Source organism: Streptomyces dangxiongensis (assembly GCF_003675325.1).
GTDB classification, from domain to species: Bacteria; Actinomycetota; Actinomycetes; order Streptomycetales; family Streptomycetaceae; genus Streptomyces; species Streptomyces dangxiongensis.
The window spans coordinates 7,424,693-7,447,473 of record NZ_CP033073.1; the positions used below are offsets into that span (position 1 = coordinate 7,424,693).

Genomic DNA, 22,781 nt, shown 5'->3' on the forward strand with positions numbered 1-22,781 from the left:
GGTCTGCCTTCCGACGGATCGAGGGGCGGCTGTCCTGGGCTACCAGCGGGCGGCTCCCAGGTCCCTGGAGATCGCCCGCGCGGCCTCACGGATCAGGGTGAGCAGGTTCGGGCGGGGGCGGCCCTGGCCGTCACAGATCCGCTCGACCGGCCCGGAGAGCCCGACGGCGCCGACGACGAGCCCGCCGTGCCCCCGGATCGGCGCGGCGAGCCCGGCCTCGCCCATGCTCATCTCCTGGACCTCGGCGGCCCATCCGCTCTCCCGGACGGCGGCCAGCGCCCGGCCCAGTTGCTCGGCGTCGACCAGGGTGTGCCGGGTGTAGGCCTCCAGGCCGGGTTCCCGGCACGGCTCGACGGCCGCGGCGCCGTAGGCCAGCAGCACCTTGCCGAGCGAGGACGCGTGCAGGGGCAGCAGCGAGCCCACGTCCAGGGTCTGGAAGGTGTCGTCCGGCCGGAACACGTGGTGGACGACGAGGACCCTGCCCTCCAGGGGGGTCCCCAGGCGCACCGCCTCGCCGCTGCGGGCGGCCAGGGCGTCGGCCCAGTTGAGGGACCGCGAGCGCAGCTCGTTGACGTCCAGGTAGCTGGTGCCCAGGTGCAGCAGGGCGGCTCCGAGCTGGTACTTCCCGGTCGCCGCGTCCTGCTCCACGAAGTCCACGTGCTGGAGTGTGCGCAGAATGCCGTGTGCGGTGCCCTTCGCCAGGCCGAGCGAGGCCGCCACCTCGCCGAGTCCGAGTCGGCGGGGCCCACCGGCGAGCAGGCGCAGGATCGCCGCCGCCCGTTCGATCGACTGGACTGGGCCGGCCATGAGGCGAGCCTATTACCGCCGCGGGCGCTTCGCCGCGCGGGCGGTGGGGCGGCCGGGCACGGGCCTGTTCGGTAATGCCGACCGCCGTTCATTGACGGGCCCGATTTGTCTCCATAGCGTGCCTCGGAGTACGGAACGCACCGATAGGACGGCACGGGACCGGCAGGACACCACCGGGAGAGAACATGGCGGCACAGCTCAACACGCTGCTTCGAGCGGCATACGAACAACACGTGTGTCCGCTGCCGCCCGTCGCCGGCGCCGTCTCGGCCGTACGCCGGCGGGTGGCGGCGGTCCTCGCCGAGTGGAGCGTCTGCCCGGACGTCGTCGAGGACCTGCTGCTCGTGGTGTCCGAACTCGCCACCAACGCGGTCATCCACGCCCGTCCCCCGGCCGAGCTGCGGCTGTCCTGGCGGTGGGGCGACACCGGCCGCACGCTGCGGGTCGAGGTCACCGATGCGGGGCCCGCGCTGCCGGCGGGCCGCTCCCTCGCCGGGATCGACCCGGACGAGCACGGCCGGGGCGAGGCGATCGTCCACGCCCTGGCGACCCGGCACGGCATACGGGTCCACTCCGCCGGGATCACCCGCTGGGCCGAACTCGCCGCGGCCTGAGTCCGCCGCCGCCGTCCGCCAGCGCGGAGCCGTGCGCCCGAGAAACCGCCGCCGTCCGGCAGCGCGGGAGCCGTCGGCGCCCGAGAAGCCGTGGCCGTCCCGGCAGCACGCGGACCCGGCACCTGAGACGCCGCCACTACGCAGCCCGGAGATCATTGCGGCGAGACGCCGTCGCCGTCCCGGCGGCACCGGGACCCGCCTGAGACGCCGCCGCCACTCCGCAGCGGTGCGACCGTCCCGGCCTGAGGAGCCGCCGCTAGCCCGGTAGTACGGGGACCGGCTCGTCCGCGGTCACCTTGCGGAGCAGGAGAAGGGCGGCGTCGTCGTGCAGCCGTCCGCCCACATGCGCGAGCAGCTCGTCGTGGAGCGCGGTGAGCGTGCGCGCCGGCTCCTCGGACACGTGCCGGGCCACGCCATCGGCCAGCGGATAGAACGCTCGGGTGTGATCACGGGCCTCGGTGACCCCGTCGGTGTACAGCAGCAGTTGGTCACCCACCGTCAGCGGCAGCCGCTGGAGGCCGGGTTCCTGGCCCGAGAGGGCGCGCAGCCCGAGGGGCGGGGCGGGCGGGACCGGCTCCACCGCCCGGACCTCACCGGACGCGGATATCAGCAGCGGGGGCGCGTGGCCGCAGTTGACGACCTCCAGGTCCCCCGACCGGGGGCATCCGGCGACCACCGCGGTGACGAAGTCGTCCGGGCCGAGGTTGCGCGCCAGGCTCCGCTCGATCCGGCCGACGACGGCGAGCAGGTCCGGTTCGTCCTGGGCGGCCTCACGGAACACGCCGAGCACGAGCGCGGCGGTGCCCACGGCCGGCAGACCCTTGCCGCGCACGTCGCCGACGATCAGCCGGATGCCGTACGGGGTGGGCAGCAGGGCGTAGAGGTCGCCGCCGATGCGCGCCTCCGCCGCCGCGGCGCTGTAGCGGACGGCCACCTGGAACGGGCCGACGGTCTCCGGGACGGGCTGGAGCAGTGCCTGCTGGGCGGCCTCGGCGACCGACCGGACCGCCGCGAGGACCCGTTCCCGTCGGCCCCGCGACGCGCTGGCCAGGCCGCTCGCCGCGGTGACGGCGAGCAGGGTGCACGGTACGGCCGCCAGTTCGCGTGCCGGGGCCCCGTGCAGGACGCCCAGCGCCGCGCCCGTCGCCGCGGCGAGGAGGCCGGCGCAGAGCACACCGCGCGGCCCGTTGGTGGTGGCCGCCAGCGCGGGTCCGGCCGCCAGCAGCGGCAGCCAGATCATGCCCGCCCCGCCGGCGAGGTCGACGAGCACGACGACGGCGACGACCAGTACCGGCAGCACGGGCGTCCCCGCGGCCAACTGTCCGGCGACACGCCGCCGGAGCTGCCTCAGGACATCGGCCGCACGGTTCCTGGACAGCCGTGTCAGCGCGTGACCGCCGCCGTGGTGTCGAGCCTGGCTCATGTTGTGTCCGCAGTCCTCGCCGGTAGGGGGTGCACACCCGGAGTGTCCGTTTCGTCCAGGAAACGGGCCAGGCAAGGGGTACCACAAGGAGCGGCTTTTCAGATAGTGAGCGACAGGTTCCTGGTCACCCGGATCGCCAGCGGGACCAGGCGGTCCCGGACCTCCTGGAGCTGGGTCCGCCGTTCGGCGGGCAGGGAGACGCCCACGGAGCCGAGCGTGTCCCCTCGGTAGACGGGCACGGCGACGCACACGGTGCCGAGCGCGTACTCCTCCAGGTCCGTGACGGCCGGCGCCAAGGGGGGCGACTCGATCCTGCGGAGCAGCTCCGGCAGAGACGTGATCGTGCGTGGCGTGAGATCGGCGAGGTGGTGCCGCGACAGGTACTCCCGGCGGCCCTCCTCGTCCAGCTCGCGCAGCACGGACTTGCCCAGCGCGGTGGCGTGTCCGGCGTCCTCGAACCCCACCCACAGGTCCACCCGTGGCGTACGGGGGCCGTCGACTATCTCGGCGACCCTGATCTCGCCCTCCTCGTAGAGCGTGAGGTAGACGGCGCCGGCCAGCTCGTCCCGCAGGGCGGCCAGCGCGGGGCGTACGCGGCTGAGCAGCGTCTGCGCGTTGCCGGCCGCGTGCAGCGAGTTCAGCCTGTCGCCCAGGACGAAGCCGCCGTCGCCCAGTTTCCGTACGTATCCGTCGTGGACCAGGGTGCGCAGCAGGTGGTAGGCCGTGCCCAGGGGCAGCTCCGTCTCGCGTGCCAGCTGTTTGGCCGGCGCGCCGTTCTCGTGCGCGCTGACCGCCTCCAGCAGACGGAGGGCACGCTGCACGGACGTGATGAGGGTGGGGCCGTCCTGAGCGCCCATAGCACCAGGTTGCGCCCGGCACCCGGCGCGGGCAAGACCGGGGCCGGGGGCCGGCAGAGTCCGGCCGGGGGCCGGCAGGGCCCGGCCGGGGTGCGCGCCGTAGGGCCTACCGTCCAGTAATATCCGGCGGCAGGCCACCAGAGGAGGAACCGTGTCCCGGTCCGAACGCTCATCCCTGCTGCTCGCCGGCCTGCTGGCCGTGTCCGGGGTCGCCCACCTCGCCGCCCCGCGGCGGTTCGACGCGACGATCCCCCGCCGGCTGCCCGGCTCACCCAGGGCCTGGACGTACGGCAGCGGCGCCGTCGAACTGGCCCTGGCGGCCGGTATCGCGGCCCCCCGGACGCGCGCCGCGGCGGCCGGGGCGGCAGCGGCCTTCTTCGTCGGGGTGTTCCCGGCCAACATCCAGTTGGCCGTCGACTCGCGCGACCGGCCCACGCCCCAGCGGACCGCCGCTCTCGCCCGGCTCCCGCTCCAGGCGCCGCTGGTGCTGTGGGCCCGCACGGTGGCCCGCGGCGCGGCGGACGCGACCGGACGGCCGGGGAAGGGGCAGCGGTGACCCGGCGTCCCCTGGCGGCGGGGGACAAGGTGGAGGACTTCGCCCTGCCCGACGAGACCGGGACGGTCCGCCGGCTCGGTGAACTGCTGGCCGACGGACCGGTCGTCCTCTTCTTCTACCCCGCCGCCCTCACCCCCGGCTGCACCGCCGAGGCCTGTCACTTCCGCGACCTCGCCGCCGAGTTCGCCGCCGTAGGCGCCCGCCCCGTCGGCATCAGCGGGGACGGCGTGGACAAGCAGCAGGAGTTCACCGGCCGGCACCGCCTCGGCATGCCGCTGCTCTCCGACGCCGACGGCACGGTCCGTGAGCGGTTCGGCGTGCGGCGCGGCTTCTCCCTGGCCCCCACCAAGCGCGTCACCTTCGTGATCGACGCGGACCGTACCGTCCTCGACGTCGTCCGCAGCGAACTGCGCATGAACACCCACGCCGACCGGGCCCTGGCCGCCCTGCGCGCCCGCAAGAGCTGAACCGGCTCCTCGATCGTCGCATGGACCACCGCCTTCCAGCGCCAGGTGCCACCGGCCGAGCAGGGCCGCATGGGCGCCTTCAACGGGGTCGGTGAGCGCCTCGCCGTTCCCCCCGGCTACCTCGCCGCCCTCGCCGCGCACGCCTGGGACAGCGGGGGCGTGCTCCTGGCCTGCGCCGGACTGATCGCCGCCGCTGCCGCCCTCAACCTCTGCGTCCCCGACCTGCGCCGGACGGACCGGCACCGTGGACGCCCCACCCACCGCCGGCGGCTGACCACCGTCACCGCTCGCATTCGGCCGCCGCGACCTGGGCCAGGGTGCGTCCCGTGCGCACCGATCGGGCCCGCCGGGGGTCCGGGGTGCCGTGCGCGTCCGGGCGGGCCGGGCCCTTGCGAATCAGCAGCCAGGACTCCTCCCCGTCCGCGCCGCCGCGGAAGCGGGTCAGGGCGTACTCGCCGCGCAGCTTGGCGCCGCGCAGCCGGAAGGTGGCGTGCCCGCGCTCCAGGGATTCCGCGAAATCCACCGGGCGGCCCCCGCGGTCGTGGCTCAGCGGCTCGTACGTCCCCCGGTCCCACACGATCACGGTCCCGCCGCCGTACTCACCCTTGGGGATGACGCCCTCGAAGTCCTCGTAGTCCAGCGGATGGTCCTCCGTGGGCACCGCCAGCCGCTTGTCCCCGGGATCGTCCGACGGGCCCTTGGGCACGGACCAGGACTTCAGGACGTCGCCGACCTGGAGCCGGAAGTCGAAGTGCATCCGGCGGGCGTCGTGGATCTGCACCACGAACCGGGGCCCGTCACCGCCGGCACCGGCCGCCCGGCCCGACGGCTCGCGGGTCCGCCCGAAGCCGCGCCTGCCGCGGTACGTCCGCAGCCGGTCCTCCGCTGCCACCAGCGGCTCCTCCCGTGCGTCCGCCTCCCGCACCCCCGGGTACCCCCGGGACCTCCGGTCCAGCCCGCGACGCCGTCCGGCGGCAGCAGCACGGGAAGGGAGTTCGCGGTGCGGGGGCCGCGGTGTCACGATCTGAGCGGAGCCGGTAGGGACGAGCATCGGAGCGCGCATGACGACGCACAGGGTCACAGCGGGACAGCCGGAGCGGGGCGCGGACGCGCCGGGAGCGCCGCCCGCCGACGGGGCGGCGAGGGGTCCCCGTGCCGGGGAGACGGCCCCCGGTGCGGACGTCACGGTCTCCGGGGTGGAGGTCCGGCCCGTCGCCGGGCACATCGGTGCCGAGATCACCGGCGTCGACCTCACCGGGCCGCTCGACGACGCCGTGGTGACCCTGGTCCGGCAGGCCCTGCTGCGCTGGAAGGTGGTGTTCTTCCGCGACCAGCGGCTGGACCACGCCGGCCATGTCGCTTTCGCCCGCCGCTTCGGCGAACCGATCGTCCTCCGCCGGCGGGGCGGTGCCTCGCCGGCGGGCTTCCCCGAGGTGGAGACCACGGCGGACCGGCTGGAGCTGGGCGGACGGTTCGGCATGGAGCACGAGGAGTGGCTGCGCCGCCGCCGGCACACCCTGCTGCGCGGCTGGCACTGCGACCACGGCGCCCGGATCGACCCGCCGGCCGCGACCGTCCTGCGCGCCGAGACCGTACCGCCCTACGGCGGCGACACCACCTGGGCCGGTCTGGCCGCCGCCTATGCCGGACTGTCCGCACCGGTCCGAGCCTTCGTCGACGGGCTGCGCGCCGAGCACCGGCTCGGCGTCGGCTACCAGCCCCGGCCGGGCGACGACGCGTACGTCCGTCACCTCCTGGACCACCAGGTCGCCTCCGTGCACCCCCTCGTCCGCGTGCACCCGGAGACGGGGGAGCGGGTGCTGTTCGTCAACGGCTACTACGTGGAGCAGATCGCCGGCGTCTCCCGCCCCGAGAGCGCCGCACTGCTGGAGATGCTGCTGGAACAGGCGGTCCGCCCCGAGTACACCGTCCGCTTCCGCTGGGAGCCCGGCAGCGTCGCCTTCTGGGACAACCGGGCCACGATCCACCTCGCCCCGAGCGACCACGCCCACCTGACTGCTCCCCGGATCATGCACCGGGTGATGCTCGCCGGGGACGTGCCGGTGGGCGTGGACGGCAGGCCGTCGGAGCCGCTCACCGGCCCGGCGGTGGGGCAGTGGTGAGTCAGCCGGCGGGCCGCCACCCCAGCGCCGGACCCAGCTTCGTCGCCATGTCCGTCAGGATCTGCACGTAGTCCTCGTGCTCGAAGGTGAACGGCAGCGCGAACGCCACCTCGTCGACCTCGCGGAACGCCGCGTGGGCGTGCAGCCGTTCGGCCAGTTCCGCCGAGGTGCCTACCAGGTCCGGCGCGAACAGCAGCCGCGCCGGTCCCTGCGGGGAGGCGGTACGGGGCAGCCGCCGGGCCGCGTACTCGGCGTACCGGGCGCGCTGTCCGGGGCTCGCGGAGTCGGTCGGGATCACCACGAGCCCCTGGGAGACGCGGGCCGCGTCCCCGTCGGGGTGGCGGGCCCGGAACTCCCGGATGTGGGAAAGCTGTGTACCGGCGAAGTCCAGCGGCCCGCCCACGCTGTCCTCGGCCTTGACGACACTGCTGGTCAGGAGGTTCATGCCGTGCTCGCCCGCCCAGCGGGCCGAGCCGAGGCTGCCGGCGCCGTACCACAGCCGCCGCCCGAGGCCGGGGGAGTGCGGCTGGACCACGGAGGAGAACACCTCGAAGCCCTCCTCCCCGTGGAAGCCGGTGGCGGGCTCGCCGCGCACCAGGTCCACGAGCCGGCGCACCCGCTCGTGGCCGAAGTCCTCCGCGTCGGCGGTGTCCGGGTAGAGGGCGTCCCTGACCTGCTCGAAGTGCTGGGGCGGGCCCACGCTGACACCGGGGTTGAGCCGGCCGCCGGACAGCACGTCGACGGTCGCGAGGTCCTCGGCGAGCCGCAGCGGGTTCTCCCAGCCGAGCGGGGTCACCGCAGTGCCGAGTTCGATGCGGCGGGTGCGCTGCGAGGCGGCGGCGAGGACGGCGACCGGGGACGAGATGCCGTACTGGAGGTGGCGGTGGCGGACCCAGGCGCTGTCGAAGCCGAGCCGTTCGCCCAGTTCGATGATCTGGAGCGTGGACTCGTGGCCGCGGCCGGGGTCCGCCGCGTCGAACAGGCCGATGGTGAGGAAGCCCAGCCTGCGCAGGGGGCGAGGGGTGGACGGCACGGGCTCCTCCAGCGGTCGTACGTCGGTGCTGCCCCGATTCTGGCAGGCGAGTGTGACAACCGTGTGATCAGTTCGGCGGGCCGGGGAGCGGGATCACGACCTCGTCCTCGACGGGCGGGTCCAGTTCCTGGGGGCGGTTGCCGGTCGCGGCGAACAGCGCAGCCGGACCGCCCCGGGGCCGACGTCCAGCCGCAGGAAGCACTTGCCGCCGGTACGTGCCGCGTTCGGCGACGCCCCGGCCGGCGCCCTGTGCGGTATCGCGTGAGGAGTCGGACACGCGGTGCACGGTAACTACCGGGGGCACCCGGAAACCCGGACCGGCGGGTCAGCAACCCGTCAGGGCACGTAAGTTGTGCCGTGAATGATCCACGCCTCGGCTGAAAGACGGACACGACCCATGACCGACCCTGTGACGACGCCCGAAGAAGCGATGCGCCAGAAGATCGACACGTCGGTGCCGCACTCCGCCCGCATCTGGAACTACTGGCTCGGCGGCAAGGACAACTATCCCGTCGACGAGGAGGCCGGCGACGCGTACACCGCCGTCTTCCCGGGCATCGTCACCATCGCCCGCAGCAGCCGTGCCTTCCTGCGCCGTACCATCACGTACCTGGTGTCCGAGGCGGGCATCCGGCAGTTCCTGGACGTCGGCACCGGCCTGCCGACCGCCCAGAACACCCACGAGGTCGCGCAGGGCCTCGCCCCCGAGGCGCGCATCGTCTACGTCGACAACGACCCGATGGTCCTCGCCCACGCCCGTGCGCTGCTGTACTCGTCGCGCGAGGGCGCGACGGCCTACATCGACGCGGACGTCACGGACCCGGACCGCATCCTCGAGGCCGCCGCCCGGACACTGGATCTCGGCCGGCCCACCGCGCTCATCCTCAGCAACATCCTGGGACACGTCGCCGACCACGACCGGGCCCGCTCCATCGTGACCCGGCTCATGGAGGCCCTGCCGTCCGGCAGTCACCTCGTCGTCAACGACGGTTCGCGCGGCATCGACCCGGTCTTCGAGGAGGCGCAGGACGCCTACAACGACAGCGGTGCCGTCCCGTACAACCTGCGCACCGTCGACGAGATCACCGCGTACTTCGACGGCCTGGAACTGATCGAGCCCGGCGTCGTCCCGGTCACGCGGTGGCGTCCGGAGCCCGGGGCGCCCACGTCCGAGGTCGTCGCCGAGCACGGCGGCCTGGCCCGCAAGCGGTGACCCGCGCACGCACCGGCCGGCGCCCCCTCTCTTCGCCGGGGAGGGGGCGCCGGCCGTTGCGGGGGGTCTCGGCACCGGCCGGCGCGGCGGTGGCGGGCGGACCGGGGGAAAACCCTCGATTGACCCGGCGTTGGGTGACATGGCCCGGTCAGGGCTGTCATTCTCCTGCCGAACGCTGATCCACCCCACCCGCACACGGATCACGGTCCCGCACAGCTCAGCTCGCCCGGGCGGCAGACCCGTCCGCCCGGTCTGTCATCGGCCGCGAACCGGCGGCCGCAGCAGGAGGAGTACGAGTGAGACCCCACAGAGCCCTTCCCCACAAGCGGGCCACGGTCGGAGCCGCCCTGGTCTCCACCGCGGCCTTCCTCGCCGTCGGTCTCCAGGCCGTACCGGCCACCGCCGCACCGGCCGCTCCCCCACCCCAGCCCGCTGCGCGGCGGCGGCCTGGCGGCCGGCCTCAGCCCGGCCCAGCACCAGGCGCTGATCAAGAGCGCCCGGCAGAAGACCGACACGACCGCCCGCACCCTCGGGCTCGGCGCCCGGGAGAAGCTGGTCGTCCGGGACGTCGTCAAGGACAACGACGGCACCCTGCACACGCGGTACGAGCGCACGTACGCCGGACTGCCCGTCCTCGGCGGCGACCTCGTCGTGCACACCCACCCCGCCCGCCTCGCGGGCCAAGGGGACGGTGAGCACCACCTTCAACAACAAGCGCACGATCACAGTGCGTTCCACCACCGCGATCTTCACCAAGGCCGCCGCGGAGACCAGGGCGCTGAAGGCCGCGAAGGCCCTGGACGCCAAGAAGCCCGCCACCGACAGCGCCCGCAAGGTGATCTGGGCGGGCACCGGCACCCCGAAGCTCGCCTGGGAGACGGTGATCGGCGGCTTCCAGGACGACGGCACCCCCAGCCGGCTGCACGTCATCACCGACGCCACCACCGGCAAGGAGCTGCACCGGTTCCAGGCGATCGACACCGGTGTCGGCAAGACCAGGTACAGCGGCCAGGTGACGCTGACCACGACCCAGTCGGGCTCGACGTACACGCTCACCGACGGGGCCCGCGGGGGCCACAAGACGTACAACCTGAACCACGGCACCTCGGGCACCGGAACGCTGTTCTCGCAGACCAATGACACCTGGGGCGACGGCACCAACTCCAACGCCGCCACCGCGGGCGCCGACGCGCACTACGGGGCGCAGGAGACCTGGGACTTCTACAAGAACACCTTCGGCCGCAGCGGTATCAAGAACGACGGCGTCGGCGCCTACTCCCGCGTCCACTACGGCAACGCGTACGTCAACGCCTTCTGGGACGACGGCTGCTTCTGCATGACCTACGGCGACGGCTCGGGCAACAACGACCCGCTGACCTCGCTGGACGTGGCCGGCCACGAGATGAGCCACGGCGTCACCTCCAACACCGCCGGCCTGGAGTACAGCGGTGAGTCGGGCGGTCTGAACGAGGCCACCTCCGACATCTTCGGCACCGGCGTGGAGTTCTACGCGAACAACACGTCCGACGTCGGTGACTACCTCATCGGCGAGAAGATCGACATCAACGGTGACGGCTCGCCGCTGCGTTACATGGACAAGCCGAGCAAGGACGGCGGCTCGGCCGATAGCTGGTACTCCGGCGTCGGCAACCTGGACGTGCACTACTCCTCGGGCCCGGCGAACCACATGTTCTACCTGCTGTCCGAGGGCAGCGGCACCAAGGTCATCAACGGCGTGACCTACAACAGCCCGACCTCCGACGGCGTCGCCGTCACCGGCATCGGCCGCGACGCCGCGCTGAAGATCTGGTACAAGGCGCTGACGACGTACATGACGTCCAGCACCAACTACGCCGGCGCCCGCACCGCCGCCCTGAACGCCGCCGCCGCGCTGTACGGCACCAACTCCACGCAGTACGCGGGAGTGGGCAACGCCTTCGCCGGCATCAACGTCGGCAGCCACATCAACCCGCCGAGCAGCGGGGTGACGGTGACCAACCCGGGCAGCCAGTCGACCACCGTGGGCACGGCCGTCAACCTGCAGGTCCAGGCGAGCAGCACCAACAGCGGCGCCCTGACCTACAGCGCCTCCGGTCTGCCGGCCGGCCTGTCGATCAACAGCTCGACCGGCCTGATCTCCGGCACGCCCACCACGGCGGGGACGTACAACACCACCGTCACGGTGACCGACTCCACCGGCGCGACCGGCACCACCACCTTCGGCTGGACGGTCAGCACGACCGGCGGCGGCTGCTCCTCGGCCCAGCTCCTGAGCAACCCGGGCTTCGAGTCCGGCAGCACCGGCTGGACCTCGACCAGCGGCGTCATCACCACCGACAGCGGTGAGGCGGCCCACGGCGGCTCCTACAAGGCCTGGCTGAACGGCTACGGCTCCGCGCACACCGACTCGCTGTCCCAGTCGGTCACGATCCCCGCGGGCTGCAAGGCGACCCTGACCTTCTATCTGCACATCGACACCGCGGAGACCGGCAGCACCCAGTACGACAAGCTGACGGTGACCGCCGGTTCGAAGACCCTCGCGACCTACTCGAACGTCAACGCGGCCTCCGGCTACAGCCAGAAGTCCTTCGACCTGTCCTCGCTGGCGGGCTCGACCGTCACGCTGAAGTTCAACGGCGTGGAGGACGCCTCCCTCCAGACCAGCTTCGTCGTGGACGACACGGCCCTGACGACCGGCTGATCCCCGTATCCGACCGCGGTCCCGCACCCGTTCCCCGGGTGCGGGACCGTCGTCGTGTCAGCTCAGCGGGTCCAGCGTCAGATACGCCTGCTGCGGGCTGCCGTCGTGCACGAGTGACTCCTGGCTGCCGACGTCGTCGAAGGCGAACGCGTAGGCCTTGCCGTCGGCCATCTGCGCGTGGATCTTGCGCGCGTAGTGGTTGGTCACCGTGTCCTGGTAGAAGTTCGCCGTCGTCGTGTCCGGCTGGTTGGGGTTCACCAGCAGGGTCGACCGGTTGAAACCGGCGCACAGCGTGCGGGAGACGGGACCGCGCACGTTGTCGTTGGGCGCGTCCAGCAGCTTGTGACAGCCGAAGATGCTGGAGGCGTCCGGCTTCTGGAAGCTGGTGACCACCGCGCCGGAGGGGTTGGTGAAGTTCATGACGTTGCCCGAGACCCGGCCGTAGTACTTGGTGTTCGGCTCGTTCGCGAACGGCGTCACCGTCAGGGTCGACGTCGTGTACTTCTGCCAGACCCGGTTGACGTAGTCGTCCATGACGTTCGCCGGCAGGGCGCCGGTCTCCACGCCGTACAGCGGGGACAGCGCGCGCAGCACGGTGCCGTCCGAACGCGTCTGGACCAGGTTGGCCCAGCCGCCCGGCTGTCCGCGCAGCGCGTTGAAGAAGCCGCTCCAGCCACCGGACTTCAGGTGCCCGGTGGTGCTCACGCTGCCGTCGGTCCGCTGCACCCCGACCGCGTACGGCGCCGAGAACATGTCCACCTGGGTGCTGTTGAGCCACAGACCGGAGTCGTTGAGCGTGTACTCCGACCAGTTGAAGAGGATGTTCCGGTTGGGGTCGGAGAGGTTCTGCACGGCCGGCTGCACCAACCCGCCGGTGGTCAGCCGGAAGTCGAGCTTCTGGCCGTACGAGAAGTAGATCCGGCCGGAGAACTTCGGGATCCGGATCGTCGTGGACTGTCCGGCGGCCGGGCCGGGTATGGCCGCGTCCGGTGCGGGGGTCGGCGGGTTGCCGCCCGCCGGCCAGGCGTGGAACGTGCCGTTCGCGTCGGCCCAGCCCTGCCGTCCGGAGGACAACTGGGTGCCGAGGTCGTAGACGTAGACCTGGTCGGAGCGGCCCGAGTTGTTGGTGATCTTCAGCGGGATGGTGTCGGGGACGGCGGCGTCGGCGCGGACCGGTGCGCCGAGCGTGAGGGCTCCGCAGATCAGCGCCGCGGCGGCGGCCAGGGGCAGGGCGGGGCGTGTGAGCCTGTGAGGCACTCTCCACCTCCGTGTGGGGTCGGGGTCGTACGGGTCTGGTCCGTACCTGTTGTGAGAGCGCTCTCAGATTCATCCCCCGGACACGTACATGTCAATGTTCAGGACCGGATCGGCCCGGCGCCCACCGGTCCGCGGGTGCCGGGGCCCGGGGTTAGAACGCGCGCTCGAGCAGGCCGAGCAGGGCGGCCCAGTGCCGTTCGTCGGCCTCCCGGTCGTAGGCCGGGGTGTCGGCCTGGGTGAAGCCGTGGTGCGCGCCGGCGTAGACCTCGCAGGTGTGCCGGACGCCGGCGGCCGTCAGGGCCTCCTCGAAGCGCGCCACCTGCTCCGGAGGCAGCGACGGGTCCTCGTCGGCGTGCCCGAGGTACAGCTCCGCGGTGATGGCCGGCGCCTCCAGGTGCGGGCTGTCCGGGTCGTCGGTGGCGAGCCGGCCCCCGTGGAAACCGGCCGCCGCCGCGACCCGGTCGGGGTGGGCGCCCGCGGTCCACAGGGCGAGCCGGGCGCCCATGCAGTAACCGGTCAGCGCGACCGGGCCGTCGGCCGCCGCCGGACTGCCGGCCAGCCACCGCAGCCAGGCGCCCGCGTCCCGCTTGACCAGGTCGGGCGTCAGCCCGGCCAGCATCGGTCCGAGCCGCTCCCAGAGGGTGGGGTCGGCGGCCGGGTCGATGAGCGCGGGCAGCTCCAGCACCGGGGCCCGGCCGAGGCGGTAGAACACGTTCGGCACCAGCACCGTGTAGCCGGCACCGGCGAGCCGTTCGGCCATGGACCGCAGATGGGGGCGCAGCCCGTAGGCGTCCTGGTAGAGCAGCACGGCCGGGCGCGGGCGCCCGTCGGCCGGCTGGACGAGGCAGGCGTCGGCGACACCGTCCTCGGTGGTGATGTCGACGCTGGTCACCCGGACATCGGTCATGGTCGAAAGCCTTCCCTCGGGGACGGACGCGGGCGGATCGCTGCCCGGCGCCACGACTGAGCCCATGCTGCCACGCAGGATCGGCGAGCCGTGTCGCGAGGGCGGCGTCCGGCCACGGCCGGGGGAGACGTCCACCGTGAGCCCGGATCCGGACCGGCTACCGGGGCGGGCACGGCCCGGCGGCCGTCGGTCGCCTCCGCTTTCCCGGCGGGGTGAGGGTGCGGGTGCGGTGGGACGGGCCGTCACCGAACCGCGCCGCGAGGACGTGAGCATCTGTCTGCTCGGCGGGTGACGGCGGCATGCCCGATCCCCCGCGCGCTCACTCGAAGCGGCTCGTGTCGCCGGCGCCCCGCCGCACGATCTCCGCCTCCCCGCCGGAGAAGTCGACCACCGTCGTCGGCTCGGTGCCGCAGTCGCCGGAGTCGACCACCGCGTCCACCACGTGGTCGAGCCGGTCCTTGATCTCCCAGCCCTGGGTCAGCGGCTCCTCCTCGTCCGGCAGCAGCAGTGTGCTGGACAGCAGCGGCTCGCCCAGCTCCGCCAGCAGCGCCTGGGTGACCACGTGGTCGGGGATGCGCACACCCACGGTCTTCTTCTTCGGGTGCAGCAGCTTGCGCGGCACCTCGCGGGTGGCCGGCAGGATGAAGGTGTAGCTGCCGGGTGTCGAGGCCTTCACGGCCCGGAAGACGTCGTTGTCCACCCGGACGAACTGGCCGAGCTGCGCGAAGTCCCGGCACATCAGCGTGAAGTGGTGCCGGTCGTCCAGCCGGCGGATGGAGCGGATCCGGTCCATCCCGTCCCGGCTGCCGAGTTGGCAGCCGAGCGCGTAGCAGGAGTCGGTCGGATATGCGATGAGAGCCCCCGAACGGACCGCGTCGGCGACCTGGCCGATGCTGCGCGCCTGCGGATTGTCGGGGTGCACGTCGAAGTACTTCGCCATCCGACGAGCTTATTCCGTCGGCGGACGCCCTGCTCGCAGGGAGGCGCCCCGCCGGCACCGCCCGAGGGACCCCGGACCCGTTTGACATAGGTATGACGTCATACCTATCGTGGCGGTCATGCCCGGATCCAGCGCCCCCCAGCGGGACGTCGACAGCGTCGCCTCGGCGCTCGCCGACGCCCTGCCCGCGCTGCACCGGGCCCTGGACCGGCTGGTCGCCCGCGACTACGCCCGTCCCAAGCCGCCCGAGGGCCCGCTGAACCTGCTGCGCTTCCTCGCGGAGCACCGGGGTGCCACCGTGCGCGAGGCCGCCGACGCCCTGCTGATGAAGCCCAACAACGTCAGCGCGCTGGTCTCCCAGCTCACCGGACAGGGCCTGCTGGAACGCCGGCAGGACAGCGCCGACAGACGCGTCGCCCGGCTGCACCTGACGCCGGTCGCCCGGCGCCGCCTCGGCGAGGTGCGCGCGCTCCAGGTCTCCCACCTCACGGGCGCCCTGCTCTCGCTCACCGAGGGTGAGATGGACGCCCTGGGCTCGGCCCTCGGCGCCCTCAACTCACTGACGCACCGGCTCCACCCCGCCGCCCACTGACACGCGCACCCCTACGGCCCCGGGCGTGCCGCCGGGCCGCCGCCAGTGCCGTGCCGTGCCGCGGTTCGCACGCCCCGGGCGCCCCGCCGCCCGGGCCGCTGGCGTGCCGCGTCGCGGTCCCGGGCGCCCGCGCCGTCATGGGCGCCGTCCGCCCTGCCCCTTCCCCGTATCTGATCTCCGCACCAGACGAGGCCTCTCCATGCCGTCCACCTCCGTGGATCACTCCGCCGTGCCCGCGTCCACCGCGCTGCCGGCCACCGCCGCCGCCCGACGGCGCGCCAACCCCTGGCTGACGCTCTGCGCGGTCGCCTTCGGCCTGTTCATGGTCCAGCTCGACGGCTCCGTCGTCGCCATCGCCAACCCCGCGATCGGCCGTGAACTGCACGCGTCCACCGCGCAGTTGCAGTGGGTGACCAACGCCTATCTGCTCGCCCTCGCCGCCACCCTGATCCTCGGCGGCACACTCGGCGACCGGTTCGGCCGGCGCACCTTCTACCTCGCCGGAGTCGCCGGCTTCGCGCTGTCCTCCGTCGCCATCGGCTTCTCCGGCTCCATCACGGGCGTCGTCGCCTTCCGCGCGCTCCAGGGCGTCTTCGGCGGACTGCTCATGCCCAACACCCTCGGTCTGCTGCGCGCGGTGTTCCCGCCCCGCAGGTTCGGCATGGCCGTGGGCATCTGGGCGATGGTCTCCGCCGTCTCCACGGCGCTGGGCCCGATCGTCGGCGGCCTGCTGGTGGAGCACGTCAGCTGGGAGTCCGTCTTCTACATCAACCTGCCCATCGGCGTACTCGCCTGCGCCTTCAGCGCGTTCGTGCTGCCGCAGTCGAGGAACACCACCGGTCACCACCGCTTCGACGTCACCGGCGTCGTACTGCTCGCGCTCGGACTGGTGAGCGTCGTCCTCGGCGTCGTCAAGGGCGAGACCTGGGGCTGGGCGTCGGCCGCCACCTGGGGCGCGATCCTCGTCGGCCTGCTGCTGCTCGTCGTCTTCGGCCGCCACGAGACGCGCGTCGAGCATCCGCTGCTGCCGATGCGGCTGTTCCGCAGCCGTTCCCTGACCGTCGGCGCGGTCATCACCGCCCTCAACTTCTTCGTCATGCTGGGCGTGATCTTCTTCGTCATGCTCTACCTCCAGAACGTGCGCGGCCTGACACCCGTCCAGGCGGGCGTGCGCACCCTGCCGATGAGCCTCGCCTCACTCGTCGCATCCCTGCTGGGGGCCGTCCTGACGGCCCGGTTCGGCGCCCGGTTCTGCATGCCGCTCGGCATGCTGCTCCAGGCCGCCGCCTGCTTCACCATGCTCACCTGGTCCGGCGACTCGGCGTACGCCACCATGTGGCCGCCGTTCGTCGCGCTCGGCCTCGGCGTCGGCATGGTGCTGTCCGCCTCCTCCGACGCCATCGTCGGCAACGCGCCCGTGCGGGACGGCGGTGTGGCCGGCGGACTCCAGGCCACCACCCTCCAGATCGGCGGCGCCCTCGGCACCTCCGTACTGGTCTCGGTGATCAGCGCCCGGGTCGGCGCCACCCTGGAGACCGAACTGACCGGCGCGGGCGTGCCCCGAGCCCTGGCCGGGAAGCTGGCCGGGGCGAAGGACGCGGTGGCGATGGGTGTCGCCCCCGTCTCCCGCGACATGCCTCAGCGCCTCGGCTCGGCCGTGACGGAGGGCAGTATCCGCGCGTTCATGAACGGCCTGCACGCCGCCGCGGTGATCACCGGCCTCCTGTGCGTGCTCGGCGCGGGCCTCGCAGCGGCCGGCATGCGCAAGGGCGCCGCGGCCGCCACGGAGTGACGGCCACGGGGCGCGGAGCCGGGCGAGCCCGGGACCCGCGGGAACGCCGCGCGTACGGCCGTCCGGTCACGCCTGTGTCCGCCGCCCCGTCCCGTCCCGTCGAACGCCCCGCAGTGCCGGTGCGTACTTCCCGGGAACCGGGGCAATCGGTGGAGGAGCCGCCCGGGGCCGTCCCCCCCCCGCCCCGGGCGTGGCGTCTCCGCCGGCGGCCGATCCCCCCCCAGGCCGCCGGCGGAGCCATGTCCGCTCCGCCGGCCCGCCCCCGCTCACTCAGCGGCTGCGCGCCTCACCTGGCCGCCGGCTCGGCCGGCAGGTCGAACACGTGCCGGGGGGAGACGATCCGCGTGACCGCCCGGCCGAACAGTGTGCTGGGTTCGTCCTTGCCGTGGTCGATGTCGGTGTTGAGGACGATCACCAGGGTGGTGCGCGTCGACGGGAGGTAGATGGTCAGCGACTCGTAGCCGGGCAGGGAGCCGTTGTGACCGATCCAGCCCTGCACGTCGAAGATGCCCAGCCCGTATCCGGCGCCCGGGATCGGCGTCGCCGGGGTGACGAGGCGCTGCTTCTGCGTGGCGGCGCCGACCATCCGCCTCCCGTCGGGCAGTCGGCCGGTGGCCACCGTGGGCGCCCAGATGCGCAGATCGTCCAGGGTCGAGATCATCGCTCCGGCCGCCCAGCCCCAGGACGGGTCCCAGCCGGCGGCGTCAGCCGTCCTCCCGTCCGCCGTCTGGTCGGTGTAGCCCTGCGGGTGCGGTGCGGGGAACTCGTTGCCGTGCGGGAAGAGCGTGTGCTTCATGCCGGCCGGATCGAGGATGTGCCGCTGGATGTACTCCCCGAGGTGCGAGCCGCTCCTCTGCTCCACGACCAGGCCGAGCAGGATCAGGTTGGTGTTGCTGTAGGAGAACTTCTCGCCCGGCCGGAAGAGCACGGGGTGCTTGAAGGAGTAGGCGAGCAACTGCTGCGGCGTGAAGGGGCGCCGGGGGTCGGAGGTGAGCGCCTTGAAGAAGGCGTCGTCCTCCGAGTAGTTGAACAGCCCGCTGCGCATACCGGCCAGTTGACGCAGCGTCATCCTGTCGCCGTTGGGTACGCCGTCGACGTATCTGCCGATGGGGTCGTCCAGGCCGACCTTGCCCCGGTCCACGAGCTGGAGCAGGGCGGTCACGGTGAACGTCTTCGTCTCGCTGCCGATGCGCGTGTACATGCCCCGGGCCATCCGGCGACCGGTCGACTTGTCGGCGACGCCGAAGGAGCGGACGTAACCGGGTTGTCCCGGCGTCCAGATGCCGACGCTCACGCCGGGGGTGCCGGTCTCGCGCATCACCCGCCGTACGGCCGCGTCGACCCGCCGTGCCACGCCGGGGGTGAGGGCGCGGACGTCCGGGCCCGAGGCCGACGGACCGGGAGTGTCGGAGGCGGGCGCGGCCGGTAGGGCCGCCGGTGCCGTCCCCGCGGCGAGGGGCACGAACAGCGTTCCCGCGAGCGCGGCGGCGGTGGCCCCCTTGCGCAGGCGTGCGGACGAAGGCGGCATGGGCTCACTCCAACCACGTGACAGACGCGTGAGAGACGACCTGAGCGAGACGTCCGAGCCCGGATCTCCCCAGCATAGGAGCGCCCGGTCCACCACGCGCGTCGGTCGGACCGCGCCACGGCCACATCGCGGTCCTCTCCGGCCCGGCCCTCCTCTCCCGGCGCGAGCCCGGACCGCGGTGATCCGCTACCGCCCGTACAGTGGTGCCAGAACGGCCAGGGTGCCGTTGGCCTGCCGCAACGCGTCCTCCAGGGCGCCGGGCGCATGGAGGGCGCCGGTGCCGTCGGGCGGTACGAGCCACTCCAGGTAGCGGGCGGGCCGGTACGGCGGCGGTACGGCGACCCAGGCCCCCCGGCTCGCGTACCGCAGTCCGGCGCCCACCCAGCCCCCGGCCGGGTCCGGCGGCAGGAAGAAGCCGACCCGCTCGGCCGCGGTGTCCACCAGGGTCGGTCCCGGCACCGGCAGCGCGGGCCCCCACAGCAGGTCCAGAGTGAGCAGCCCCAGCCGGTCGGGAACGCTCAGCACGTCCCAGAAGCGGCCCGCCTCCAGCAGGGCGATGCCCTCGCCGTGATCCCACTCCCATTTGCAGCCGCGCGGGTCGGCCGCCGACGCGGCGAGCCACTCCACGCCCCGCGTCCACATCGCGCCGACGGGACGGGTGACGCCGGCGGCCCGGGTGTCATCCGCGGGTCAGGCCGCCGCCGGCCGGCCGGATCTCGTCGGCGGGTCGGGGGACAGCACCAGCATGGTGGCGTCGTCCCGTACCCCGTAGCGCCGCCGGGCCAGGTCCGCCCACACCGCTCCCGGCAGCTCGGCCGACGGAGTGCCGGCCAGCGCGGCCAGCCGCTCGGGCAGCGGATAGAAGGCGCCGGTGGTGTCCCGCGCCTCCCACACCCCGTCCGAGGCCAGGAACAGCCGGTCGCCCGGACCGAGCGCCACGGTGACCTCCTTCGGCGGGCCGACGCCCACCAGGCCGATCCCCAGCGGCGGGCCGGGCGCGACGGTCACCTCCCGGGCCTGCCCCTCGCACAGCAGGACGGGCGCCGGATGACCGCACGCCACCAGCCGCACCGCGGCCGTGCCCCCGGTGAACTCCAGCAGCAGCGCCGTCGCGAACAGCTCCGCGTGCCGTGCGTCCGCCGAGTCCACCGCCAGCCGGCGGTCCATGCGGGCAGCCACCGACTCCAGGTCCGGCTGGTCCAGGGCCGCCTCCCGGAACGCCCCCAGCAGCGACACCACCGTCGCGACCGCCGCCAGCCCGTGCCCCTGCACGTCCCCCATCACCGCGCGGACACCGCCCGGTCCCTCCCGCACGTCGAAGAAGTCCCCGCCCACCAGCGTGCCGTTCTGCGCGGCCCGGTAGAACGCCGCGCAGCCGACCCGCCCGACCCGTTCCGGCAGCGGCGGCAGCACGGCTCGCTGCACCGCCTCACCGATGGCCCGCTCCGTGTCCAGTTGGGCGTCCCGGCGGCTGCGCACGAAGGACACGAACACGCTCAGCGCGGCCACGAACACGATGGTGAGCAGGTCGGTGCTGCCGGGCCGGTTCAGATGCGTGGCCGGCGCGTTCAGCACCACGATCACGCCCGCACCCAGCAGTCCGGTCATCACCGGGCCGTACGACAGGACCGCCAGCGGCGGGATGGCGCCCAGCAGGAAGCCCAGATCACCCGCGCGGGGCGTCATCAGCGTGGTGACGGTGACCCCCACGAGCAGGAGCACGGGCAGCACCCGCACCCACCACGGCGGTGGCGCGCCCCGCAGCCAGCCGCGATTCTCCCGGTCCCCGCGCGGCAACCAGCCGCGCACCGATCCCACATCCCCAAGCTACGCCGCCCCCGTCGGAGCAGCCCGCCGCCGGGCGCACCAGGACCGCGCCGAAAACCGGTGGACGCCCGCCCCGCGCGCCGTCTAGCCTGTGGCGCACCACGCCCGAGACGGACGGAAGAAGGAGGCGAGCACGATGCAGGTCACCACCATCCAGCGCTCCCCCCTCCCCGTGCCGCGGGCGTGTCACGTCTGATCCGACCGGGAGCGCCGCACGCATGACGCATACCGGAGGACTCCTTGACCGACCTGGTCATCCGCACGCTCGACGCGAGCAGTGCCGCCCTGTTCCGTACCATGCCCGACCCGCTCGCCCTGGCCGAGAAGCACCGGAACACCCGCTACCGCCCCGACTGGCAGCGCGTCGCGCTGCGTGACGGCCGCACCGTGGCCCGCGCCGCCTGGTGGGGCCGCCCCGAGGACCCCGAGCCGCTGCTGATCAACTGGTTCGACGTCGCCGAGGGCGAGGAGGCGGCGGGTGCAGAACTGCTGCGGACCGCGCCCTGGCGAACCCCCGAACTGGAACTCGACCTGCCCGCCGGCTGGCGCGACGACCCGCGCCTGCGGGCCGCGGCCGGCACACGCACCGCCGCCGCGCGCCAGGCCGGCTACACACCCCTGGTGGACCGCTTCCTCTACCGCTGGACCCCGGACCTGGGCCTGCCCGAGCGGACCGGCCGACTCCACTTCACGCCCGAACCCGACGACGCCGTCTTCCACGGCCTCCTGCGCCGCATCCACTCCGTCACCCTCGACGCGCACGCCCGCCGGGCCATCGAGGAGGACGGCGTGGACCGGGCGGCCCAGGAGGAACTGGACACCCTGCGAGGACTCCCGTCCCCACGCGCCTGGTGGCAGATCGCCCGCACCCCCGGCGGCGATCCGGTCGGCATCCACATCCCGGCACACAACTCCTCCGGGCCCTGCGTCGGCTTCATCGGGGTGGTGCCGGAACACCGCGGCCACGGCTACGCCTACGACCTGCTCGCCGAGTGCACCCACTTCCTGGCCGCACACGGCGCCGAGTTCGTCGCCGCCGCCACCGACCAGGGCAACCTCCCGATGGCCGCGCACTTCACCACGGCCGGCTACCCCGTCGTGCGGGAACGAGTCAACTACTGGACGGACGACGCCACCGGAGCCGGGTGACCCCACCGACAGCCCGGCGCCCGGGCCGTCGCTCATCCGCGAACCCGGTGCTACGCGCGCGGGCCGGCTTCCGTCCGGTCGGGAGCCGCCTGGTCGGTGCCCTGCGACTGGCGGCCCTCCGACAGGCGGGTCTCCGCCGTCGCCAGGATCTCGGTGACGCGGAGGCCGAAACCGGCGTCGCAGGGGTGCGGGCGGCCGGTGCGGGCCGCCCGCACCAGGGCGTCGGCGGCCCGGGCCAGCGCCGGGACCGCCCCTTCGCTACTCCCCGGCAGGACGGTGACCCCCGCCTCGCCCCGCAGTTCCACGTCGGCCCCGGCCGCCGCGGGCGGGGCCGTCAGGCTCAGGGTGAGCGTGCTCGTCGCGCCGGTGGCGTGGTCGAGGACCAGGTGGACGGTGTCCGCCGGACCGTGTGCCGCCGCCAGGACCTGCCGTACGTCGCCCAGGACCGGCAACAGCACCGACAGAGCGTGCGGGCCGACGTCCCACAGCGCGCCCTTCTCCCGGCGCCACGGGGAGGCCGCGAACGGGCTGTCGGTCGTGAACACCGCCCCGAGCCACTGCGCCCGTGCCGTGAACCAGCCCGCCACCGCGGCCTGTTCCTCGATCCAGGCCTCCGGCTCCTTCTGGAAGCGCGCGGTGAAGAACACCACCGACGCCACCCCGGCCCGCTCCACCGCGTCCGCGACGGCCCGTCCTTCGGCGACCGACAGCGCCAGCGGCTTGTCGAGCAGCAGATGCCGGCCCGCTGCCGCCGCCCGCACCGCGAGTTCGGCCTGCACGGACGGAGGCAGGGCCACCGCCACCGCGTCCACGTCGGCCAGCAGCGCGTCCACATCGGCGTACGCCGGCACGTCGTACTGCTGCGCCAGCTCCGTGGCAGCCTCCGGCCGGCGTCCCCACACCCCGGCGAACTCCAGGCCGGTGTGCCCGGCGAGGGCGGGGGCGTAGGCCGCCCGTGCCCACGGGCCCGTTCCCAGCAGTCCGATGCGCATGTC

General features: G+C 73.6%; 21 protein-coding genes and 1 pseudogene. 9 read left to right on the forward strand and 13 right to left on the reverse strand.

What is annotated here, in order from left to right; translation table 11 throughout:
* Positions 1 to 39 precede the first annotated feature (39 nt).
* Entirely contained in the window at positions 40 to 807 is a 768-nt protein-coding gene (locus D9753_RS33440; protein ID WP_121790402.1) for an IclR family transcriptional regulator, read from the reverse strand.
* A 185-nt stretch (positions 808 to 992) separates the two neighbouring features.
* On the opposite strand from D9753_RS33440, the gene D9753_RS33445 reads away from it, so the two are divergent.
* A complete protein-coding gene (locus tag D9753_RS33445; RefSeq protein ID WP_121790403.1) occupies positions 993 to 1,421 on the forward strand; it encodes an ATP-binding protein in 429 nt (142 codons plus the stop codon).
* A gap of 256 nt (positions 1,422 to 1,677) precedes the next feature.
* Here the strand turns inward: D9753_RS33445 and D9753_RS33450 are convergent, their stop codons facing one another.
* Both D9753_RS33450 and D9753_RS33455 read right to left on the reverse strand, forming a co-directional pair.
* Positions 1,678 to 2,844 (reverse strand): PP2C family protein-serine/threonine phosphatase, encoded by a 1,167-nt coding sequence (locus tag D9753_RS33450; protein ID WP_121790404.1) that lies wholly within the window; start codon positions 2,842 to 2,844, stop codon positions 1,678 to 1,680.
* Between the two features lie 98 nt (positions 2,845 to 2,942).
* Complete coding sequence (locus D9753_RS33455; RefSeq protein ID WP_121790405.1) at positions 2,943 to 3,701, reverse strand: IclR family transcriptional regulator; 759 nt, start codon at positions 3,699 to 3,701, stop codon at positions 2,943 to 2,945.
* 151 nt (positions 3,702 to 3,852) lie between these two features.
* Here D9753_RS33455 and D9753_RS33460 point away from each other — a divergent pair, with 151 nt between their 5' ends.
* Together D9753_RS33460 and D9753_RS33465 are read left to right on the forward strand one after the other, a co-directional pair.
* Positions 3,853 to 4,257, forward strand: coding sequence for a DoxX family protein (locus D9753_RS33460; protein ID WP_121790406.1), 405 nt, complete (start codon positions 3,853 to 3,855; stop codon positions 4,255 to 4,257).
* Positions 4,254 to 4,724, forward strand: coding sequence for a peroxiredoxin (locus D9753_RS33465; RefSeq protein WP_121790407.1), 471 nt, complete (start codon positions 4,254 to 4,256; stop codon positions 4,722 to 4,724). Before D9753_RS33460 ends, D9753_RS33465 begins: the two co-directional genes overlap by 4 nt.
* 280 nt (positions 4,725 to 5,004) lie before the next feature.
* On the opposite strand, the gene D9753_RS33475 is transcribed toward D9753_RS33465, so the two are convergent.
* Positions 5,005 to 5,616 carry a DNA polymerase ligase N-terminal domain-containing protein gene (locus D9753_RS33475; RefSeq protein WP_121791426.1) on the reverse strand — a complete coding sequence of 204 codons (612 nt, stop codon included), beginning with the start codon at positions 5,614 to 5,616 and terminating at the stop codon, positions 5,005 to 5,007.
* Between the two features lie 169 nt (positions 5,617 to 5,785).
* Here D9753_RS33475 and D9753_RS33480 point away from each other — a divergent pair, with 169 nt between their 5' ends.
* The gene (locus D9753_RS33480; protein WP_121790408.1) at positions 5,786 to 6,847 is read left to right on the forward strand and encodes a TauD/TfdA dioxygenase family protein; all 1,062 of its coding nucleotides are present in this window, start codon (positions 5,786 to 5,788) and stop codon (positions 6,845 to 6,847) included.
* 1 nt (position 6,848) lies between these two features.
* On the opposite strand, the gene D9753_RS33485 is transcribed toward D9753_RS33480, so the two are convergent.
* Positions 6,849 to 7,880 (reverse strand): LLM class flavin-dependent oxidoreductase, encoded by a 1,032-nt coding sequence (locus D9753_RS33485; RefSeq protein ID WP_121790409.1) that lies wholly within the window; start codon positions 7,878 to 7,880, stop codon positions 6,849 to 6,851.
* 67 nt (positions 7,881 to 7,947) lie between these two features.
* A complete protein-coding gene (locus tag D9753_RS36795) occupies positions 7,948 to 8,157 on the reverse strand; it encodes a hypothetical protein (RefSeq protein ID WP_163010553.1) in 210 nt (69 codons plus the stop codon).
* A 120-nt stretch (positions 8,158 to 8,277) separates the two neighbouring features.
* Here D9753_RS36795 and D9753_RS33490 point away from each other — a divergent pair, with 120 nt between their 5' ends.
* Positions 8,278 to 9,093 carry an SAM-dependent methyltransferase gene (locus D9753_RS33490; protein ID WP_121790410.1) on the forward strand — a complete coding sequence of 272 codons (816 nt, stop codon included), beginning with the start codon at positions 8,278 to 8,280 and terminating at the stop codon, positions 9,091 to 9,093.
* Between the two features lie 296 nt (positions 9,094 to 9,389).
* Positions 9,390 to 11,794, forward strand: a pseudogene (locus D9753_RS33495) (M4 family metallopeptidase).
* Positions 11,795 to 11,851: 57 nt separating this feature from the next.
* On the opposite strand, the gene D9753_RS33500 reads toward D9753_RS33495, so the two are convergent.
* The 3 genes from D9753_RS33500 to D9753_RS33510 form a co-directional block, all read right to left on the reverse strand.
* Positions 11,852 to 13,024 carry a glycoside hydrolase family 64 protein gene (locus D9753_RS33500; RefSeq protein WP_394346819.1) on the reverse strand — a complete coding sequence of 391 codons (1,173 nt, stop codon included), beginning with the start codon at positions 13,022 to 13,024 and terminating at the stop codon, positions 11,852 to 11,854.
* A gap of 178 nt (positions 13,025 to 13,202) precedes the next feature.
* Positions 13,203 to 13,958 (reverse strand): dienelactone hydrolase family protein, encoded by a 756-nt coding sequence (locus D9753_RS33505; protein WP_121790412.1) that lies wholly within the window; start codon positions 13,956 to 13,958, stop codon positions 13,203 to 13,205.
* 319 nt (positions 13,959 to 14,277) lie between these two features.
* Positions 14,278 to 14,898 carry an L-threonylcarbamoyladenylate synthase gene (locus tag D9753_RS33510; protein ID WP_163010859.1) on the reverse strand — a complete coding sequence of 207 codons (621 nt, stop codon included), beginning with the start codon at positions 14,896 to 14,898 and terminating at the stop codon, positions 14,278 to 14,280.
* A gap of 118 nt (positions 14,899 to 15,016) precedes the next feature.
* Between D9753_RS33510 and D9753_RS33515 the strand changes: the two genes are divergently transcribed.
* Positions 15,017 to 15,490 carry a MarR family winged helix-turn-helix transcriptional regulator gene (locus tag D9753_RS33515; RefSeq protein ID WP_205614327.1) on the forward strand — a complete coding sequence of 158 codons (474 nt, stop codon included), beginning with the start codon at positions 15,017 to 15,019 and terminating at the stop codon, positions 15,488 to 15,490.
* 199 nt (positions 15,491 to 15,689) lie between these two features.
* Entirely contained in the window at positions 15,690 to 17,282 is a 1,593-nt protein-coding gene (locus D9753_RS33520) for an MFS transporter (protein ID WP_121790414.1), read from the forward strand.
* 286 nt (positions 17,283 to 17,568) lie between these two features.
* On the opposite strand, the gene D9753_RS33525 is transcribed toward D9753_RS33520, so the two are convergent.
* The 3 genes from D9753_RS33525 to D9753_RS33535 all read right to left on the reverse strand — a co-directional run bounded on the left by D9753_RS33525 (position 17,569) and on the right by D9753_RS33535 (position 20,628).
* Positions 17,569 to 18,810 carry a serine hydrolase domain-containing protein gene (locus tag D9753_RS33525; RefSeq protein ID WP_121790415.1) on the reverse strand — a complete coding sequence of 414 codons (1,242 nt, stop codon included), beginning with the start codon at positions 18,808 to 18,810 and terminating at the stop codon, positions 17,569 to 17,571.
* A gap of 186 nt (positions 18,811 to 18,996) precedes the next feature.
* The gene (locus D9753_RS33530; RefSeq protein ID WP_121790416.1) at positions 18,997 to 19,452 is read right to left on the reverse strand and encodes a hypothetical protein; all 456 of its coding nucleotides are present in this window, start codon (positions 19,450 to 19,452) and stop codon (positions 18,997 to 18,999) included.
* A gap of 48 nt (positions 19,453 to 19,500) precedes the next feature.
* Complete coding sequence (locus D9753_RS33535; RefSeq protein ID WP_121790417.1) at positions 19,501 to 20,628, reverse strand: PP2C family protein-serine/threonine phosphatase; 1,128 nt, start codon at positions 20,626 to 20,628, stop codon at positions 19,501 to 19,503.
* 249 nt (positions 20,629 to 20,877) lie between these two features.
* Between D9753_RS33535 and D9753_RS33540 the strand changes: the two genes are divergently transcribed.
* Positions 20,878 to 21,786 carry a GNAT family N-acetyltransferase gene (locus D9753_RS33540; protein WP_121790418.1) on the forward strand — a complete coding sequence of 303 codons (909 nt, stop codon included), beginning with the start codon at positions 20,878 to 20,880 and terminating at the stop codon, positions 21,784 to 21,786.
* A 50-nt stretch (positions 21,787 to 21,836) separates the two neighbouring features.
* Here the strand turns inward: D9753_RS33540 and D9753_RS33545 are convergent, their stop codons facing one another.
* Positions 21,837 to 22,778, reverse strand: a complete 942-nt coding sequence (locus tag D9753_RS33545; protein WP_121790419.1) for a Gfo/Idh/MocA family protein — start codon at positions 22,776 to 22,778, stop codon at positions 21,837 to 21,839.
* Positions 22,779 to 22,781: the final 3 nt, after the last annotated feature.